This is a genomic window from Bacillus timonensis (genome assembly GCF_000285535.1).
GTDB lineage: Bacteria > Bacillota > Bacilli > Bacillales > Bacillaceae_L > Ferdinandcohnia > Ferdinandcohnia timonensis.
In genome coordinates this window covers 641,686-661,180 of the sequence record NZ_HE610985.1, presented here as the reverse complement: position 1 = coordinate 661,180, position 19,495 = coordinate 641,686, and the positions used below count along the sequence as shown (strand labels likewise).

Sequence of the window (19,495 nt, the reverse complement as noted above, 5' to 3'; positions counted from 1 at the left end):
GAAGTGTTTTTAAATAGAATTCAACAAGTGAAACAAGTATCGACAATGTCAGAGACTGATAAAGTAAAAAATATCCCTGACCAAACGGAGATAAATAAAAAAACAATACAAATTAGGGAACTAGAATTAACAGCTGAAGATATAGAGGAACTTTTGCCATCATATGCAAATCAGGAAAAATCTGAACAGGCACCATCAGTAGAAAATGATACTCAACGAGATACTGTCGAAAATCATGAACCGAAAATTGAGGATCTCGTTAAAGATATTGAGGACCAACTAAAACTAGGTTATTCATATGAAGATATCGCTAAACAATTAAATAAGGGTAAAACGGAAATTGAGCTTTTACACAAATTTCGTCAAAACAACTAATTTTTCTTGCTTGAGAGATATGATTGTGTTATATTAATTTTTGGTGTTATCACACACGTTCATAGATTTAAGCATTGGTGCTGTGAAACAGTTTTGCTTAAAGATGAAATGAACGGAGGAAAAAAACCATTAGGAGGATTTATCCATGTCAGTAATTTCTATGAAGCAATTGCTTGAAGCTGGTGTTCACTTCGGTCACCAAACACGCCGTTGGAACCCAAAAATGAAGCGTTACATCTTTACAGAGCGTAACGGAATCTATATCATTGACCTTCAAAAAACAGTTAAGAAGGTTGAAGAAGCTTATAATTTCGTTAAGGAATTAGCAGGCAACGGTGGAACAATGCTTTTTGTTGGTACAAAAAAGCAAGCTCAAGATTCTGTTAAAGAAGAAGCTGAGCGTTCTGGAATGTACTTTGTTAACCAACGTTGGTTAGGTGGTACATTAACAAACTTTGAAACAATTCAAAAGCGTATCAAGCGTCTTAAAGACATTGAAAAAATGCAAGAAGACGGTACTTTTGATGTTTTACCTAAGAAAGAAGTTGTTCAGCTTAAGAAAGAGTTAGAACGTCTTGAAAAATTCTTAGGCGGAATTAAAGATATGAAGCAATTACCAGATGCTTTATTCATCATTGACCCTCGTAAAGAGCGTATTGCTGTTGCAGAAGCACATAAATTAAACATTCCAATCGTTGGTATCGTTGATACAAACTGTGATCCGGATGAAATCGATTATGTAATTCCTGCAAACGATGATGCAATTCGTGCAGTTAAGCTTTTAACAGGAAAAATGGCTGATGCTATCCTAGAAGCTAAACAAGGTGAAGAAACATCTGCTTAATGAGCGAAAGGTGATAAGAGGGTTATGCCTTTTATCACCTTTTTTAAGAATTATATATTTTGTTGACTTTTAAGTCATAATAGAAACAGATTGTCTAAAAGATATTTGAATTCGTAGTAAACGCACATGTACATAGTGTCTAATAAGGAGGAAAACATAATGGCAGTTACTGCACAAATGGTAAAAGAGCTCCGTGAAAAAACTGGAGCGGGAATGATGGACTGTAAGAAGGCTCTTACAGAAACTGATGGTGATATGGAAAAAGCGATTGATTACCTTCGTGAAAAAGGTATTGCTAAAGCTGCGAAAAAAGGTGACCGTATCGCTGCTGAAGGTTTAACTTCTATTGAAGTTTCAGGTAATGAAGCTGTTATTTTAGAAGTTAACTCTGAGACAGATTTCGTTGCAAAAAATGAAGGCTTCCAAACGCTAGTAAAAGAATTAGGTGCTCATCTTTTAGCGAATAAGCCTGCTAATGTGGAAGAAGCATTAGAACAAAAAATGGACAATGGTTCAACGGTTTCTGAATATATTAATGCTGCAATCGCAAAAATCGGAGAAAAGCTTTCCCTTCGTCGTTTCGAAGTTGCAACAAAAGAAGATGGTGATGTATTTGGTGCTTACCTTCACATGGGTGGACGTATTGGCGTTCTAACTGTTTTAGGTGGTACTTCAGATGCTGATGTTGCAAAAGATGTAGCAATGCACGTTGCAGCTGTTAATCCTAAATATGTATCACGCGACCAGGTTTCTTCTGATGAAGTTGAACATGAGCGTGAAGTTTTAACACAACAAGCATTAAATGAAGGTAAACCAGAAAATATCGTAGCGAAAATGGTTGAAGGACGCCTAGGTAAGTTCTTCGAAGATATTTGTCTTCTTGACCAAAGCTTCGTTAAAGACCCAGATCAAAAAGTTCGTAAATTTGTTGAATCTAAGGGCGCTACTGTAAAGAGCTTCGTTCGTTACGAAGTTGGTGAAGGTATCGAGAAACGTCAAGATAACTTTGCTGAAGAAGTAATGAGCCAAGTTAAGAAGTAAAAAAGAAAACAAGGGAACACATTATGTGTTCCCTATTTTTAAAATGTCTAGTTTTAGCGCCAAGTAGGGACGCTAGTACTATTGTTTAAGATGGAGGTTTTTTATTCGATGAGTGGTGCCAAATATAAACGAGTAGTGTTAAAATTAAGTGGAGAAGCATTAGCGGGTGAACAGGGATTTGGTATAAATCCATCTGTTATCCAGTCTGTAGCTAAACAAGTGAAGGAAATTGCTGAACTAGATGTGGAAGTTGCAGTAGTAGTTGGAGGCGGAAATATCTGGAGAGGTAAAATTGGCAGTGAGATGGGAATGGACCGTGCAAATGCTGATTATATGGGTATGCTTGCTACTGTGATGAATTCATTAGCTTTACAAGATAGCTTAGAGAATTTAGGAATCCAAACTCGTGTCCAAACTTCCATTGAAATGCGCCAAGTCGCAGAACCATACATAAGAAGAAAAGCAATTCGTCACTTAGAAAAGAAACGTGTTGTCATTTTTGCAGCAGGAACAGGAAATCCTTATTTTTCAACAGATACAACTGCTGCCTTGCGTGCGGCCGAAATTGAGGCGGAAGTTATTTTAATGGCGAAGAACAATGTTGATGGTGTGTACAGTGCGGACCCAACTAAGGATAAAACAGCTGTTAAATATGAAACATTATCGTATCTTGATGTTCTAAAAGAAGGATTAGCTGTTATGGATTCCACTGCTTCATCACTTTGTATGGACAATGACATTCCGTTAATTGTCTTTTCAATCATGGAAGAAGGAAATATTAAACGGGCAGTTCTAGGAGAAAATATCGGAACGATTGTAAGGGGGAAATAACTTTATGGCAAATAACACATTAAACCAAGTTAAGGATAAAATGTCAAAGGCGATCCAAGCATTGTCTCGTGAACTAGCAACTGTTAGAGCTGGTAGAGCAAACCCAGCAATTCTTGATAAGGTTACGGTTGATTACTATGGAGCACCTACACCTTTAAATCAACTAGCTTCTATCAATGTTCCTGAAGCAAGAATGCTTGTTATTCAACCATATGACAAATCCGTTTTAGGCGATATGGAAAAAGCGATTCAAAAAGCTGATTTAGGTTTAAACCCTACAAATGACGGATCTATTATTCGTATTTCTATCCCACCACTAACAGAAGAAAGACGTCGTGAATTAGTGAAGCTGGTTAAGAAATATGCTGAAGAATCGAAAGTGGCGGTTCGAAACATTCGTCGTGATGGCAATGATGAATTAAAGAAGCTTGAGAAAAACGGTGAAATCACAGAAGATGAATTACGTAGCTTAACTGAAGATGTTCAAAAAATCACAGACGAATCTATTAGTAAAATTGATTCTGTTTCTAAAGAAAAAGAAAAAGAAATCATGGAAGTCTAATCCATTTCAATGTACAATATATTGTAAAAAGACCCTCTTACGTTTACAGGGGGTTTTTTTGTTAATACTGTCTACTAGTTGAAAAGTTGAATGATTCTGTATTGATACGGTTGTTGGAGGACTTATGCATGTTTGAAAAATTTAAAAAGTCGAAGAAAGAGCCAGGTTCTATTTCAGAAGAAGAAATAGTAAAAGGGCCAATTCCTAATCACATAGCAATTATCATGGACGGAAACGGGAGATGGGCCAAGAAACGGTCACTACCACGAACTGCTGGTCACCATGAGGGGATGAAAGTGGTTAAGAGAGTGACAAAGCTTGCAAGTAGACTTGGAGTAAAGGCTTTAACAGTCTACGCATTTTCAACAGAAAACTGGAAGCGTCCGGAAGATGAGGTAAATTTTTTATTGAAACTTCCTGAGGAATTTATGGGAACATTCTTACCAGAATTAGTTGAGGAAAATGTTCGGGTTCAAATCATGGGGAATAAAGATGCGATACCTACACATACTCAAAAAGCGGTTGATAAAGCGGTAAACGATACCAAACACAATACTGGCATGGTATTAAATTTTGCCCTTAACTATGGTGGTCGAGCTGAGATCATAGAAGCGGTAAACAATATCCTTGTAGACTATCAGGAAGGAAACCTCCATAATAAGGTAGACGAAACACTTTTTGACCAATATTTAATGAGTGCAGGTTTACAAGACCCCGATTTATTAATTCGTACAAGCGGGGAAATTCGGTTAAGTAATTTTATGCTCTGGCAACTTGCGTACACTGAATTTTGGTTCACCGATGTATTGTGGCCTGATTTTAAAGAGCAACACTTATTAGAGGCCATCCAGGCATATCAAAAGAGAGGCCGACGTTTTGGTGGTATCTAATGATAGTAACCAATTCGCATATAACAAAGGAATGATACAATGAAACAAAGAATAATAACGGCGATTATTGCAGCTGCAATCTTTCTACCGATTGTGACGATAGGTGGAATCCCGTTCACTATTTTAGTCTTTTTGATGGGTGCTATTGCTATTTTTGAACTCTTACGGATGAAGAAAATTAATATTGCATCAATACCTGGAATAATATCTATTATATTGCTTTGGGTTATTTTAATTCCCAGTAAGTACAATGACTTATTTACGAACTTAAAATTTACAAAGATAGAAATTGTCCTTCTAATCGTTTTGTTTATTTTAACGTATACAGTTATATCTAAAAACAGCTTTACTTTTGATGATGCTGGTCTTGTTATCCTTTCGGCTCTTTATATTGGATTTGGTTTTTATTATATGATAGAAATAAGAGCGATGGATTTAGCATATATATTCTATGCGTTCGTTGTTATTTGGACAACCGATTCGGGAGCTTATTTTGTTGGGAGAAAGCTTGGAAAGAAAAAGCTTTGGCCAGAAATTAGCCCTAATAAGACTGTGGAAGGTTTTGTTGGGGGTATCATCACAGCAATTATATTCGCGTTTATATTTAACATAATCGTGGATTTGTTTGATTCTTTCTTTTCCTTATTTATTGTGACAATAATTGTGTCCGTTTTTGGACAAATTGGAGATTTGGTAGAATCTGCACTTAAGAGACATTATAATGTGAAAGATTCGGGAACGTTACTTCCAGGCCATGGGGGTATATTGGACCGTTTTGATAGCATGCTATTCATTCTGCCGATTTTATATTTTTTACGAGTTATTATTTAGTAGTGGTTGTGTATTGGGAGTGAGTTTGTGAAAAAAATTAGTTTATTAGGTGCTACAGGCTCAATTGGGCAGCAAACATTGGATGTCATTGAACAGCATCCGGAAAAATTACAGCTTGTGGCAATGTCAATAGGGGAAAATGTAGCCCTTGGTCGAGAAATCATACATAAGTTTTCACCAAAGCTTGTTTCTGTAAAATCTAAAGAAACATGTGAAATATTTAAAAGTGAATTTTCTAGTCAAATACAATTTGTATATGGTGATGAAGGTTTAGTTGAGGTTGCAACTTTTAACGAAGCAACAATCGTTCTTAATGCAGTAGTAGGGAGTGTTGGGTTATTACCAACTTTAAAAGCCATTGAAGCGAAGAAAACGATTGCTCTGGCCAATAAAGAAACCTTAGTAACTGCAGGTCATCTTGTTATGGATGCCGCGAAGCGACATAATGTTGAAATTTTACCTGTTGATAGTGAGCACTCAGCCATTTTTCAATGTCTTCAGGGAGAAAAAGAAAAGAATGTCGAGAAAATTATCCTTACCGCATCAGGAGGCAGTTTCCGCGACCGAACACGTGAAGAACTAAAGGACGTTACAGTCAAGGATGCCCTCAATCACCCGAACTGGTCAATGGGGGCTAAAATTACGATTGATTCTGCAACAATGATGAACAAAGGGTTGGAAGTAATAGAAGCACATTGGTTGTTTGACTTACCGTATGAACAAATTGATGTTCTCCTTCATAAGGAAAGTATTATTCATTCAATGGTCGAGTTCCATGACAGTAGTGTTATTGCACAACTAGGAACACCTGACATGAGGGTGCCAATCCAATATGCCTTTTCCTATCCAGATCGCTTTCCAATGCCTGCTTCCAAGGAGAGATTACACCTTTGGGAAATCGGTAAACTACATTTTTCAAAGCCTGATTTTGACAGATATAGAGCATTGGGACTTGCATTTCATGCTGGAAAAACAGGTGGAACATTACCAACTGTATTAAATGCAGCAAATGAGGTAGCAGTCTCAGGATTTTTAAATGGAAAGATTTCTTTCTTAGAAATAGAAGAATTGATTGAGGGAACAATGGAAAAACATGATACCATTAAAAATCCTAGCTTAGACATTATCCAGCAGGTAGATTTTGAAACACGGGCATTTGTTCGTGAGTTAATAGAGAAAAAATAAAGAACATTAGTCTATTTACGTCTAGCTCCAGGAGCCAACGGCTCGAGGTCACAAGCCAATCGCTTCTGCAGGCTAAAAACGCCTTCTGCCAGCGCTTATCTTGTGCTTGTCGCCGTTATATGGGCTCCTTGCGCTTTTGGTCTAATCTAACAAAAGGTGGTTAAATATGTGGAGACTGTGATAGCCTTTATCATTATATTTGGTGCACTCGTATTTTTTCATGAATTGGGACATCTCGTATTTGCAAAGCGAGCAGGCATTCTCTGTCGTGAATTTGCAATAGGAATGGGACCAAAGGTATTTACCTTTAGAAAAAATGAAACACTTTATACGATTCGTCTCCTTCCGATTGGCGGATATGTTAGAATGGCCGGTGAAGACCCAGAAATGGTCGAGATTAAACCTGGTCATAATATTGGGTTAGTATTCGACAGAAATGGAAAAGTTGATAAAATTGTTTTAAATAATAAGGATAAATATCCGGATTTAAAAGTAATTGAGGTCGAAGAAGTGGATTTGGAGCATAATCTCTTCATCTCAGGGTATGAAGATGGAGAAGATGAGATACTAAAAAGATTTGAAGTGAGTGAGACTGCATTTTTGTTGTTGATGGACAAGAAACTCAAATTGCTCCTTATAATCGTCAATTCTCTTCTAAAACACTAATGCAGAGGACTTTAGCTATAGCAGCTGGTCCCGCAATGAACTTTGTACTAGCTTTTATTATTTTAATTGTAATTGGATTATTACAAGGTACTCCAATTGATAAGCCAATCTTAGGAACATTAACCGAAGATGGTGCTGCTCTTCAGGCTGGACTACATGAAGGCGACATTGTTCGTGAGATTGATAACGAACAAGTTTCCACCTGGAATGATATTGTCAATATCATTCGATCACATCCTGAAGATGAAATCAGTTTTGTCGTTGAACGTAATGGAGAGCTTCAAGAAATTGCTGTAACTCCGAAGGCTCAACAAGTTGAGGACAAGACAATTGGAATCATAGGTGTATATGGGCCAGTTGAAAAATCTGTTTTACCATCCTTGAAATATGGGGTAATGGAAACCTTTATGTGGACTAAGGAAATCTTACTTGGTCTTGGAAAATTAATTACAGGTCAATTCTCCATTGATATGCTTTCTGGACCAGTTGGAATATATGTGTCAACCGATACGGTTGTACAGTCAGGGATTTTTTATGTAATGAAATGGGCTGCAATCCTTAGCATCAACTTAGGAATTGTAAACCTCTTACCATTGCCCGCACTTGATGGAGGAAGATTAGTATTCTTTGCGTTGGAAGCGGTCCGTGGTAAGCCAATTGACAAGCAAAAAGAAGGTATGGTCCATTTTATCGGTTTTGCTTTACTAATGCTTTTGATGTTGGTTGTAACTTGGAATGATATTCAAAAATTCTTCTTATAAACAAGCTTAAATATAAAGAGGTGCAATATATGAAACAAAGTATGACGCTTATCCCTACTCTACGAGAAGTACCAGCAGATGCCGAAATCAAGAGTCATCAGCTTTTAATTCGGGCTGGATTTATTCGACAAAATGCTAGCGGAGTTTATAGCTATCTTCCATTAGCAAAACGTGTTTTACAAAAAATCGAGACAATAGTGCGTGAAGAAATGGAGCGAGCTGGTGCTGCTGAACTCCTAATGCCAGCTTTGACAGCTGCTGAGCTCTGGCAGGAATCTGGACGCTGGTATTCGTATGGACCAGAACTCATGCGCCTCCATGATCGTCATGAGCGTGATTTTGTGTTAGGTCCGACACATGAAGAAGTAATTACTAGTCTTGTTCGTGATGAAATTAAGTCATATAAGAGACTACCGATTACACTTTATCAAATTCAAACTAAATTTCGCGATGAAAAAAGACCTCGTTTTGGGTTATTACGTGGGCGTGAATTTATCATGAAGGATGCTTATTCATTCCATGCTGATCAAGACAGCCTTCATGAAGTATATGAAAAAATGTATACTGCCTATTCAAATATATTCGCGCGATGTGGACTCAACTTCCGTGCAGTCATTGCAGATTCAGGAGCAATGGGTGGTAAAGATACTCACGAATTCATGGTTTTGTCAAAGGTAGGGGAAGATACAATTGCTTATTCCGATACCTCCTCATTTGCGGCAAATATTGAAATGGCACCTGTTGTTATGGAATATCCAAAAAGTGATGAACCACTAAAAGAACTTGAAAAAGTAGAAACAGTCGGGAAAAAAACAATCGACGAAGTGGCAACTTTCCTTGATGTTCCTAAGGACAAATGCATTAAATCACTTCTTTTCGAGGTAGACGGAAAATTTGTTCTCGTATTAGCTCGTGGTGATCATGAAGTCAATGATATTAAAGTGAAAAACTTGCTTGAAGCTACAAATGTGGAACTTGCAACTACAGAAGACACTGAGCGCATTATGGGATGTACAGTTGGTTCACTAGGTCCAATCAATGTAACTGAGGAAATCACTGTAATAGCTGATAATGCAGTGGCATCTATTGTCAATGGCGTTTGTGGTGCAAATGTAGAAGATTATCATTTTGTAAATGTAAATCCAGATCGTGATTTTGCAGGAATTCAATATGCAGACCTACGTTTTATCCAAGAAGGGGATCCATCACCAGATGGACAGGGTAAGATTGTATTTGCAGAAGGTATTGAAGTTGGTCATATCTTTAAACTTGGTACACGATATAGTGAAGCGATGGGTGCATCCTTCCTTGATGAAAACGGCAGATCCCAGCCAATGATTATGGGATGCTATGGAATCGGAATATCAAGAACACTTTCTGCGGTTGCAGAGCAATCGAATGATGAAAATGGGTTAATTTGGCCAGCAAATCTTGCGCCTTATGATTTACATCTAATCCCTGTAAATACAAAAAATGAAGAACAAAAAGCTCTTTCTGAATCTTTATACCTTTCTCTTCAGGAAAACGGTTATGACGTTTTATTCGATGATCGCGCTGAACGTCCAGGTGTAAAATTTGCGGATTCCGATTTAATTGGATTACCACTACGAATCACTGTGGGTAAACGTGCAAGTGAAGGTATTGTCGAAGTAAAAGTTCGTCAAACAGGGGAAACATTGGAAATAAATATTGAAAATATCATCGAGACAATTAACAAATATGTAGTAAAATAAATAGTAGAAGAGAAAAGGGTACCTCGGCGATGGAACTGAGGTACCTATTATTCTGTCTGAAGAGGGGGAACGAGGATGGAATTAACGCAACAGCAAAAAGAACGTTTTATGGTACTACTGCAACAACTTGAATTAACTGACGATGCAATTGTTACACACTTCAAAAATGCAGGAATTGAAAAACTCTTGATTGACAAAGAAAAGAAAGCATGGCATTTCATTTTCTGCTTTGAAAATGTAATTCCAGCAGATGTCATGAGAATTTTCTCCACCCAATTACGCACAAAGTTCACCCATATTGCGTCTGTGACCTTTTCATTGCATGTACAATCACAGCATGTGACTGAAGAAATGGTACAAGCGTATTGGCCGCTTTGCTTACAAGAGTTAGATGGAATCGCTCCACCTATTCTTACATTATTGCATAATCAAATGCCAACTCAACAAGGTCTTAAGCTTCATATCAAAACAAGAAATGATACAGAATCAATTGCCATAAAGAAAAAATACGGGCAATTGATTGGAAATGTGTATCAATCCTATGGATTTCCAATGTTACAGCTTGAAACCGAAGTAGAAGCTTCCAACAAAGAGTACGAACTGTTTTTAGAGAAAAAACAACAAGAAGACCAGGAAAGAGCTTTATTAGCGGTTGCTGATATGCAGAAGAAAGAAAGGGAAAAAGAACAGGAAAACACTGTTTCTGGACCTATTACGATTGGGTATACAATCAAAGATGATGAAGATTTTAAAGAAATTAGTTCAATCCTTGATGAAGAACGAAGAATTGCCATCCAAGGGTATATTTTCTTTGCAGAAACAAAGGAATTGCGAAGTGGAAGAACTCTTCTAACCTTTAAAATCACGGACTATACTGATTCAATCCTTGTAAAAGTATTTTCTCGAGATAAAGAGGATGTTCACCTTCTACAATCCATTAAAAAAGGCATGTGGGTTCGCTGTCGAGGAAGCATTCAAAATGATACATTTGTTAGAGACCTTGTCATGCTTGCAAATGATATTAATGAGATACAACCAATGAACGAAAGAAAAGATACTGCACCTGAAGGAGAGAAACGTGTCGAGCTTCATTTGCATTCTCCAATGAGTCAGATGGATGCTGTAACTTCAGTAAGTACATTAGTTGGACAAGCTAAAAAATGGGGCCATACAGCCATCGCTATAACAGACCATGCTGTTGCCCAATCATTTCCGGAAGCTTATGCAGCGGCAAAGAAAAATGGAATCAAGATGATCTACGGTGTAGAAGCCAATTTAGTGGATGATGGAGTTCCAATTGCTTATAATTCACAACATCGTAATTTGGAAGAGGATACGTATGTTGTTTTTGACGTTGAAACAACAGGACTTTCTGCGGTTTACAATACAATCATTGAGTTGGCTGCTGTTAAAGTGAGAAATGGCGAAATCATTGATCGATTTGAATCATTTGCCAACCCACATCATAGATTAAGTGCAATAACAATTGACCTTACCGGAATAACAGATGATATGGTTAATACAGCACCTGAGGTAAGTGAAGTTTTAGTGAAATTTAAGGAATGGGCCGAAGATGCAATACTAGTTGCCCATAATGCGAGCTTTGATATGGGCTTTTTAAATGTTGGTTATAAAAAAGCTGGACTTGAACAAGCATCGAATCCTGTTATCGATACACTTGAACTCGCTAGATTTTTACACCCAGACTTAAAAAATCATCGATTAAATACATTGTGTAAGAAGTTTGATATTGAATTAACCCAGCATCACCGTGCAATTTATGACGCGGAAGCAACAGGCTATTTAGTCGTTAAATTGTTGAAAGATGCAGCTGAAAAAGAAATTGTGTACCATGATCAGTTGAATGACTATATGGGACAGGGTAAAGCGTATCAACGTTCCAGACCTTATCATGCAACATTATTAGCCCAAACTGATGTTGGACTTAAAAACTTATTTAAATTAATTTCTATATCTCATATTAATTATTATTATCGTGTACCTCGTATCCCACGTTCACAGCTACAAAAATATCGAGAAGGTATTTTAGTAGGCTCTGCTTGTGATAAAGGGGAAGTATTTGAAGGTATGATGCAAAAGTCACCTGAAGAAGTAGAATCAGTAGCTCAATTTTATGACTATCTAGAAGTACAGCCACCTTCAAATTACAAGCATTTATTGGAATTAGATTTAATTCAAAACGAGCGTGAACTTAAGGATATTTTAAAGAATATTGTCAAGCTTGGTGAAAAGTTGAATTTGCCGGTTGTTGCAACAGGAAATGTACATTATTTAAACCCGAATGATCATATCTATCGAAAAATTTTAGTAAGGTCTCAAGGTGGGGCGAATCCATTAAATCGACATTCGCTACCAGAGGTACATTTCCGAACTACAAATGAAATGTTAGACTGTTTCTCCTTCCTGGACAAAGAAAAAGCGAAGGAAATTGTCGTTACAAACACTCAAAAAATCGCTGATATGATTGGCGAAGTAAAGCCAATCAAAGATGATCTTTATACACCTAAAATTGAAGGCGCTGAAGATGAAATCAGGAATATGAGCTATAGTATGGCACGTAGTATCTATGGTGAGGAGTTACCTGAAATTGTTGAAAAACGATTAGAAAAAGAACTTAAAAGTATTATCGGACACGGATTTGCGGTTATTTATTTAATTTCCCACAAGCTAGTAAAAAAATCATTAGATGACGGCTATCTTGTAGGTTCTCGTGGATCTGTTGGTTCATCATTAGTTGCCACAATGACAGAAATTACTGAGGTAAATCCTTTACCACCACATTATGTATGTCCAGAATGTAAGCATTCTGAGTTCTTTAATGATGGTTCAGTTGGTTCAGGTTTTGACTTACCAGATAAGGAGTGCCCAAATTGTGGGGCAAACTACAAAAAAGATGGTCACGATATTCCCTTCGAAACATTCTTAGGATTTAAAGGAGATAAGGTACCGGATATCGACTTAAACTTCTCTGGGGAGTATCAACCACGTGCTCATAACTATACAAAGGTTCTGTTCGGTGAAGATTATGTATATCGTGCCGGAACAATTGGTACAGTTGCTGAAAAAACAGCTTATGGTTATGTAAAAGGATATGCAAATGATCATAATCTAACAATGCGCGGTGCTGAAACGGATCGGTTAGTATCTGGTTGTACAGGTGTAAAAAGGACAACTGGTCAGCACCCTGGTGGTATTATTGTTGTTCCAGACTATATGGATATTTTTGATTTTTCGCCGATTCAATATCCTGCCGATGATATAAATTCTGAATGGAAAACAACACATTTTGATTTCCACTCTATCCATGATAACGTGCTAAAGCTTGACATACTTGGACACGATGACCCGACAGTCATCCGGATGCTTCAAGATTTAAGCGGAATAGATCCAAAAACGATTCCAACTGATGATCCAGAAGTCATGAAAATTTTCAGTGGAACCGAATCACTTGGTGTTACAGAAGAGCAAATCATGTGTAAAACAGGAACACTCGGGATACCAGAATTTGGAACGAGATTTGTACGACAAATGCTTGAAGACACAAAACCAACTACTTTCTCGGAACTAGTTCAGATCTCAGGCCTTTCACATGGTACAGATGTATGGTTGGGTAATGCACAGGAACTTATCCATAATAATATTTGTACATTAAGTGAAGTCATAGGGTGTCGTGATGATATTATGGTCTATCTCATCTACAAAGGTTTAGACCCTTCATTAGCATTTAAAATTATGGAATCTGTTCGTAAAGGTAAGGGACTTACAGATGAATTTATTGAAGAAATGAAGAAAAATGATGTCCCAGATTGGTACATTGACTCATGTTTAAAAATTAAATACATGTTCCCGAAAGCCCATGCTGCAGCATATGTATTAATGGCTGTAAGGATTGCGTATTTTAAGGTTCATTTGCCATTGCTTTATTACGCGGCATACTTTACAGTTCGTGCAGATGATTTTGATGTTGAAGCAATGGTTAGAGGGTCAAGTACCATCCGTGCGAGAATGGAAGAAATCAATGCTAAAGGATTAGATGCTTCGCCTAAGGAAAAAAACCTGCTTACAGTTCTCGAACTTGCACTTGAAATGTGTGAACGTGGATTTGCGTTTAAAAAAGTGGATCTATATCGCTCAAGTGCAACAGAATTTATCATTGATGGAGATGCTTTAATTCCTCCATTTAACTCCATTCCAGGACTGGGAACAAATGCTGCAATCAATATAGTAAAAGCAAGGGAACAAGGTGAATTTTTATCAAAAGAAGATTTACAAAAGCGTGGTAAGGTATCAAAAACTATCATGGAATATCTTGATAACCATGGCTGCCTAGAAGATATGCCTGAACAAAATCAATTATCCTTGTTCTAAGCATCATTTTAATTTGCATATAAATAGCGATTATGTTATAGTTTTTATGGATATGCTATGTATATTACTGGTAAAAGAGTGGGACCTCCCACTCTTTATTCTTTGGCTGAGGCTAAAAAATTGTGTAATCATTTTGACTGAAGATGGAACTTCTCTATATTTTCCAACTGCCTCCCTGCTATTATAGCAGGGTGTTTTTACACTACTTAGGAAATACTAATGTACAAAAAGAAATTCCTTATTTAGCTTAGGAGGAAAAACATGAGTAAAAAGGTAACACAAATAGTGGAAGAATTAGTGATACCTATATTATCTGAATTACAAATGGAACTTGTTGATGTTGAGTATGTAAAGGAAGGGAAAGACTGGTTTCTACGCGTCTTTATCGACTCTGAAAAGGGTGTTGATATTGAAGACTGTGGAAATGTAAGCGAAAAGTTAAGCGAAAAGCTTGATGAAGTAGATCCTATTCCTTATAACTATTTTCTTGAAGTTTCAAGTCCAGGTGCTGAACGACCATTGAAAAAGATGAGCGACTACGAAAAGGCGATTGGAAAACAAGTGTATGTGAAAACATACGAACCAATTGATGGTGAAAAGGTTTTTGAAGGAGAGCTTGCTTCATTTGATGGAAGTATAGTTACAATCAACATAATGGTCAAAACACGCAAAAAAACTGTGGAAATTCCGGTTGATAAAATTGCAAATGCAAGACTTGCTGTTACTTTCCATTAATTTTTTTTAGATAAAAAAGGGGGATTAGAAAACCAATGAGTAGTGAACTATTAGATGCCTTAACATTGCTCGAGAAAGAAAAAGGCATTAGCAAAGATATTATTATCGAGGCTATTGAGGCAGCACTTATTTCTGCATATAAGCGGAATTTTAATCAGGCTCAGAATGTAAGAGTGGATTTAAACTTAGCAAATGGCTCAATGCGTGTATTTGCTAGAAAAGATGTAGTAGATGAAGTGTTTGACCCACGATTAGAAATTTCCTTAGAAGAAGCTCGAACAATTAATCCTAATTATCAAGTTGAAGATGTAGTTGAAATCGAAGTTACACCAAAAGACTTTGGAAGAATCGCTGCCCAAACTGCAAAACAAGTTGTTACTCAACGTGTACGTGAAGCAGAAAGAGGAGTTATTTATTCTGAATTTATTGACCGTGAAGAAGATATTATGACGGGAATTGTTCAGCGTTTAGATTCTAAGTTTATCTATGTAAGCTTAGGTAAAATTGAGGCATTACTTCCGGTTAATGAACAAATGCCTAACGAAAAGTATAAGCCTCATGATAGAATTAAAGTTTACATAACAAAGGTTGAAAGAACAACAAAAGGACCACAAATCTTTGTTTCTCGAACACATCCAGGACTATTAAAACGTCTTTTTGAAATCGAGGTTCCAGAAATCTATGATGGAACAGTCGAAATAAAATCAGTTGCAAGAGAAGCGGGAGATCGTTCAAAGATTTCAGTTCACTCTGAAAATCCTGAAGTAGACCCAGTCGGTTCTTGCGTAGGACCTAAGGGTCAACGTGTTCAAGCAATTGTGAATGAACTAAAAGGTGAAAAGATCGATATTGTAAAATGGTCTGATGATCCTGTTGTCTTTGTAGCAAATGCTTTAAGTCCTTCGAAAGTACTCGATGTTATTGTAAATGAGGAAGAAAAGGCTACAACAGTCATTGTTCCAGATTATCAGCTTTCATTAGCAATTGGAAAAAGAGGACAAAATGCTCGATTAGCTGCAAAGTTAACTGGTTGGAAAATTGATATTAAGAGTCAATCAGAAGCAGAGCAAGCGGGAATTTATCCACGAGAAAGTTTTGGCTTATTTGATGACGATCAAGATGAAGAACACGAGGAAGTAGCATTCGATTTGCAATCTGAAGAAATCGAGTGAGGTGAAAAAATTGGTTGGAAATAAAAAAGTACCATTACGTAAATGCATAGCTAGTGGTGAAATGAAGCCGAAAAAGGAACTTGTGAGAATTGTACGTTCCAAAGAGGGCGAAGTATCAATTGACCTCACTGGAAAAAAATCTGGTCGTGGTGCGTATCTAAGTAAGGATAAAGAATGTATCTTACTCGCAAAGAAAAAGAACATTCTAGCAAATCAACTGAAAACGAAGATCGATGATTCAATTTATGAAGAATTACTTCAATTGGTTGAAAAGGAGAAGTCTTCATAAATGAAAAACAAAGACTGGGTATCGTTATTAGGTCTTGCCAATCGAGCGAGGAAAGTCATTTCAGGTGAAGAACTAGTTGTGAAGGAAATTCGCAAAGGAAACGCAAAGCTCGTTCTTTTATCTGATGATGCGTCAGCAAACACTACTAAGAAAATTACGGATAAAAGCACGTATTATCAAGTTCAACTTCGAACTGTTAGCGACCGGTATACATTAGGCAACGCGATTGGGAAGGATGCCCGAGTAGTTGTCGCTATTACAGAAAGTGGGTTTGCAGAAAAGATTAATCTCTTGCTCGATTAACATATTTGGGGGTGAACATATGAGCAGAATGCGTGTATACGAATATGCAAAAAAGCAAAATATCTCAAGCAAAGAAGTTATAACGAAACTAAAAGAGATGGACATAGAAGTTAAAAATCATATGGCAACAATAGAGGGAGATATTTTGAAAAAATTGGATCAAACATTTGGAAAGAACTCAGAACAGGTAAAACCTGCAAAAGATCAAAACAAAAACAATACTCCAAAGACAGCTGTAAATGAGGGTAATGCTACCGGTGCGGTTGATAAGAATGAAACTAAGAAAAAGCCTGTACCTCCTAAAAATCGTGACGGTAAAAAAACCGATAATCAAGGTCAGAAAAAGACATTTCAGCCAAGAGATAATAAGAGGAATAAGAATAAACAACGAGGCAATCATCGTTCAAACAACAATCACCAACCGGTCCAACCAAAGCCAGAAAAGAAATTGCCGGAAAAAATTACTTTTATCGGCTCATTAACAGTTGGAGAATTAGCTAAAAAACTTGGCAAAGAACCTTCAGAAATTATAAAGAAGCTTTTCATGCTAGGTGTTATGGCTACAATTAACCAAGAACTTGATAAGGATTCAATTGAACTAATTGCATCTGATTACGGTGTAGCTGTCGAAGAAGAGATTGTTTTTGAAGTTACAGAATTCGAACAATATGTTGAAGAAGATAAAGAAGAAGATTTAGTTGAAAGACCTTCTATTGTAACAATCATGGGCCATGTTGACCATGGTAAAACAACTACCCTTGATTCTATCCGTAATACAAAGGTTACAGCTGGTGAAGCTGGTGGTATTACGCAGCATATTGGTGCATATCAAGTAGTTGTAAATGATAAGAAAATTACTTTCTTGGACACTCCAGGACACGCTGCGTTTACAACAATGCGAGCAAGAGGTGCTCAGGTTACAGATATCACTATATTAGTTGTTGCAGCGGATGATGGTGTAATGCCACAAACAGTTGAAGCAATAAACCATGCGAAGGCTGCTGAGGTGCCAATCATCGTTGCTGTGAATAAAATGGATAAACCAACAGCAAATCCAGATCGCGTCATGCAAGAATTAACAGAACATGGATTAATTCCTGAGGCTTGGGGTGGGGACACCATCTTTGTTCCAATTTCTGCGTTAACAGGAGAAGGCATCGACAACCTGCTTGAAATGATTCTTCTTGTTAGTGAGGTTGAAGAATATAAGGCTAATCCAAAGAGAAGAGCAACTGGCACAGTAATTGAAGCAAAGCTTGACAAAGGAAGAGGCTCTGTTGCGACACTATTAGTTCAAAACGGAACATTACGCATCGGTGACCCAATAGTAGTTGGTAATACATTTGGCCGTGTCCGTGCAATGGTTAATGATTTAGGTCGTCGTGTTAAAGAAGCAGGACCTTCAACACCAGTTGAAATCACTGGGCTAAATGATGTTCCACAAGCTGGTGATCAATTCGTAGTTTTTGAAGACGAAAAGAAAGCACGACAAGTTGGAGAAGCTAGAGCACAAAAACAATTAGTAGAACAACGTGGCGATAAAGTAAAAGTTAGTCTTGAAGATCTATTTGAGCATATTAAACAAGGTGAAATGAAGGAAATTAATCTTATTGTTAAAGCCGATGTTCAAGGGTCTGTAGAAGCTTTGGCAGCATCTCTTCAAAAAATCGATGTTGAGGGTGTTAAAGTTAAGATTATTCATACTGGTGTCGGTGCTATTAATGAATCAGATATTACACTCGCATCAGCATCAAATGCGATTGTAATCGGCTTTAATGTTCGACCTGATGTGAATGCAAAGAGAACTGCTGAAGCTGAGGAAGTTGATATCCGTCTTCACCGTATTATCTATAAGGCAATAGAAGAAATCGAATCCGCAATGAAGGGCATGCTTGACCCTGAATTTGAAGAGAAAGTAATCGGTCAAGCTGAAGTACGTACTACCTTTAAAGTATCAAAAATTGGTACGATTGCTGGGTCATATGTAACGGATGGTAAAATCACTCGTGATAGCGGAGTTCGACTTATCCGTGATGGTGTTGTTATCTTTGAAGGTGAAATTGATACATTGAAACGTTTTAAAGACGATGTCAAGGAAGTTGCGCAAAACTATGAGTGTGGTATAACAATTGCGAAATTTAACGATATTAAAGAAGGAGACATTATAGAAGCATTTGTAATGCAAGAAGTTGATCGTCATTGATTGGCTATGTAGAATGCGAATGTGTCATCTATGATGCGAATTCTTTAAAAGCAAAACGTTCCGTATTACAAAGCGTCATGACTCGGCTCAAACAAAAGTTTAATGTTTCAGTTGCAGAAGTAGACTACCAAGATACATGGCAGCGCACAAAGCTTGCGATTGTTACTGTATCATCAAGTCGAAAGCATTCTGAGCTCGAATTAAACAATGCCTTAAAGTTTATTGATTCGTTCCCGGAATTAGATCGAACAGTGACCGACTTTGAGTGGTTATAACGAGGTGATATAAAGATGAGTTTACGACCAAATCGTGTTGGAGAACAAATGAAAAAGGAATTAAGTGACATTATTGGACGTAAGATTAAAGATCCGCGGATCGGATTTGTAACTGTAACCGACGTTCAAGTTACTGGAGACCTTCAACAAGCCAAAGTTTTTATTTCGGTTTTAGGTGATGAGGAGCAAAGACAAAACACTTTAAAAGGTCTTGCAAAAGCGAAGGGCTTTATCCGCTCAGAAATTGGCCAACGTATTCGTTTACGTAAAACACCTGAGATTTTATTTGAGTTTGACGAATCAATTGATTATGGGAATCGAATCGAATCGATCCTGCATGAAATTAACAAGGATTCAAATCAAGAGACAAACCGAGAATAATAAAGAGGATAGGCTTTTTACAAAGTCTA

The 19,495-nt window shown here is 37.2% G+C and carries 16 protein-coding genes and 2 pseudogenes; all 18 read left to right on the top strand.

Annotation, left to right across the window (positions count from 1 at the left end; genetic code table 11):
* Nucleotides 1-375 (top strand): annotated as a pseudogene (locus BTHG_RS03550) (hypothetical protein); the annotation flags it as partial.
* A gap of 145 nt (nt 376-520) precedes the next feature.
* Nucleotides 521-1,219 (top strand): 30S ribosomal protein S2, encoded by a 699-nt coding sequence (gene rpsB, locus BTHG_RS03545; RefSeq protein ID WP_010282364.1) that lies wholly within the window; start codon nt 521-523, stop codon nt 1,217-1,219.
* 159 nt (nt 1,220-1,378) lie between these two features.
* Nucleotides 1,379-2,260: a translation elongation factor Ts gene (gene tsf / locus BTHG_RS03540; protein WP_010282363.1), complete on the top strand. Its 882-nt coding sequence runs from the start codon at nt 1,379-1,381 to the stop codon at nt 2,258-2,260.
* Between the two features lie 108 nt (nt 2,261-2,368).
* Nucleotides 2,369-3,091: a UMP kinase gene (gene pyrH, locus BTHG_RS03535; protein ID WP_010282361.1), complete on the top strand. Its 723-nt coding sequence runs from the start codon at nt 2,369-2,371 to the stop codon at nt 3,089-3,091.
* Nucleotides 3,092-3,095: 4 nt separating this feature from the next.
* Nucleotides 3,096-3,653, top strand: a complete 558-nt coding sequence (gene frr, locus BTHG_RS03530; protein WP_010282359.1) for a ribosome recycling factor — start codon at nt 3,096-3,098, stop codon at nt 3,651-3,653.
* A gap of 128 nt (nt 3,654-3,781) precedes the next feature.
* Nucleotides 3,782-4,543, top strand: a complete 762-nt coding sequence (locus BTHG_RS03525) for an isoprenyl transferase (RefSeq protein ID WP_010282358.1) — start codon at nt 3,782-3,784, stop codon at nt 4,541-4,543.
* A 39-nt stretch (nt 4,544-4,582) separates the two neighbouring features.
* Nucleotides 4,583-5,374 carry a phosphatidate cytidylyltransferase gene (locus BTHG_RS03520; protein WP_010282355.1) on the top strand — a complete coding sequence of 264 codons (792 nt, stop codon included), beginning with the start codon at nt 4,583-4,585 and terminating at the stop codon, nt 5,372-5,374.
* Between the two features lie 27 nt (nt 5,375-5,401).
* Nucleotides 5,402-6,559 carry a 1-deoxy-D-xylulose-5-phosphate reductoisomerase gene (gene dxr, locus BTHG_RS03515; protein ID WP_010282352.1) on the top strand — a complete coding sequence of 386 codons (1,158 nt, stop codon included), beginning with the start codon at nt 5,402-5,404 and terminating at the stop codon, nt 6,557-6,559.
* Between the two features lie 168 nt (nt 6,560-6,727).
* Nucleotides 6,728-7,986: pseudogene (rseP, locus tag BTHG_RS24180) on the top strand (RIP metalloprotease RseP).
* 29 nt (nt 7,987-8,015) lie between these two features.
* Entirely contained in the window at nt 8,016-9,719 is a 1,704-nt protein-coding gene (locus BTHG_RS03505) for a proline--tRNA ligase (RefSeq protein WP_010282350.1), read from the top strand.
* 75 nt (nt 9,720-9,794) lie between these two features.
* A complete protein-coding gene (locus tag BTHG_RS03500) occupies nt 9,795-14,108 on the top strand; it encodes a PolC-type DNA polymerase III (RefSeq protein WP_010282348.1) in 4,314 nt (1,437 codons plus the stop codon).
* A 261-nt stretch (nt 14,109-14,369) separates the two neighbouring features.
* Nucleotides 14,370-14,843: a ribosome maturation factor RimP gene (gene rimP, locus BTHG_RS03495; protein ID WP_010282341.1), complete on the top strand. Its 474-nt coding sequence runs from the start codon at nt 14,370-14,372 to the stop codon at nt 14,841-14,843.
* 35 nt (nt 14,844-14,878) lie between these two features.
* Entirely contained in the window at nt 14,879-16,015 is a 1,137-nt protein-coding gene (gene nusA, locus BTHG_RS03490; RefSeq protein WP_010282337.1) for a transcription termination factor NusA, read from the top strand.
* Nucleotides 16,016-16,025: 10 nt separating this feature from the next.
* On the top strand, nt 16,026-16,304 hold the full coding sequence (gene rnpM, locus BTHG_RS03485; RefSeq protein ID WP_010282335.1) for an RNase P modulator RnpM: 279 nt from the start codon (nt 16,026-16,028) through the stop codon (nt 16,302-16,304).
* Nucleotides 16,305-16,607 carry a YlxQ family RNA-binding protein gene (locus BTHG_RS03480; protein WP_010282334.1) on the top strand — a complete coding sequence of 101 codons (303 nt, stop codon included), beginning with the start codon at nt 16,305-16,307 and terminating at the stop codon, nt 16,605-16,607.
* Between the two features lie 19 nt (nt 16,608-16,626).
* Complete coding sequence (gene infB, locus BTHG_RS03475) at nt 16,627-18,810, top strand: translation initiation factor IF-2 (protein WP_010282333.1); 2,184 nt, start codon at nt 16,627-16,629, stop codon at nt 18,808-18,810.
* On the top strand, nt 18,807-19,085 hold the full coding sequence (locus tag BTHG_RS03470; RefSeq protein WP_010282332.1) for a DUF503 domain-containing protein: 279 nt from the start codon (nt 18,807-18,809) through the stop codon (nt 19,083-19,085). The genes infB and BTHG_RS03470 overlap by 4 nt, the downstream gene beginning before the upstream one ends.
* Nucleotides 19,086-19,100: 15 nt before the next feature.
* Nucleotides 19,101-19,466, top strand: coding sequence for a 30S ribosome-binding factor RbfA (gene rbfA / locus BTHG_RS03465; RefSeq protein WP_010282331.1), 366 nt, complete (start codon nt 19,101-19,103; stop codon nt 19,464-19,466).
* The last annotated feature ends 29 nt before the right edge of the window (nt 19,467-19,495 follow it).

Excerpts from the sequence above, each read along its gene's own strand:
- rpsB (WP_010282364.1), top strand. The coding sequence starts at position 521 with ATGTCAGTAATTTCTATGAAGCAATTGCTTGAAGCTGGTGTTCACTTC.
- tsf (WP_010282363.1), top strand. The coding sequence starts at position 1,379 with ATGGCAGTTACTGCACAAATGGTAAAAGAGCTCCGTGAAAAAACTGGA.
- pyrH (WP_010282361.1), top strand. The coding sequence starts at position 2,369 with ATGAGTGGTGCCAAATATAAACGAGTAGTGTTAAAATTAAGTGGAGAA.
- frr (WP_010282359.1), top strand. The coding sequence starts at position 3,096 with ATGGCAAATAACACATTAAACCAAGTTAAGGATAAAATGTCAAAGGCG.
- BTHG_RS03525 (WP_010282358.1), top strand. The coding sequence starts at position 3,782 with ATGTTTGAAAAATTTAAAAAGTCGAAGAAAGAGCCAGGTTCTATTTCA.
- BTHG_RS03520 (WP_010282355.1), top strand. The coding sequence starts at position 4,583 with ATGAAACAAAGAATAATAACGGCGATTATTGCAGCTGCAATCTTTCTA.
- BTHG_RS03505 (WP_010282350.1), top strand. The coding sequence starts at position 8,016 with ATGAAACAAAGTATGACGCTTATCCCTACTCTACGAGAAGTACCAGCA.
- BTHG_RS03500 (WP_010282348.1), top strand. The coding sequence starts at position 9,795 with ATGGAATTAACGCAACAGCAAAAAGAACGTTTTATGGTACTACTGCAA.
- rimP (WP_010282341.1), top strand. The coding sequence starts at position 14,370 with ATGAGTAAAAAGGTAACACAAATAGTGGAAGAATTAGTGATACCTATA.
- nusA (WP_010282337.1), top strand. The coding sequence starts at position 14,879 with ATGAGTAGTGAACTATTAGATGCCTTAACATTGCTCGAGAAAGAAAAA.
- BTHG_RS03480 (WP_010282334.1), top strand. The coding sequence starts at position 16,305 with ATGAAAAACAAAGACTGGGTATCGTTATTAGGTCTTGCCAATCGAGCG.
- infB (WP_010282333.1), top strand. The coding sequence starts at position 16,627 with ATGAGCAGAATGCGTGTATACGAATATGCAAAAAAGCAAAATATCTCA.
- rbfA (WP_010282331.1), top strand. The coding sequence starts at position 19,101 with ATGAGTTTACGACCAAATCGTGTTGGAGAACAAATGAAAAAGGAATTA.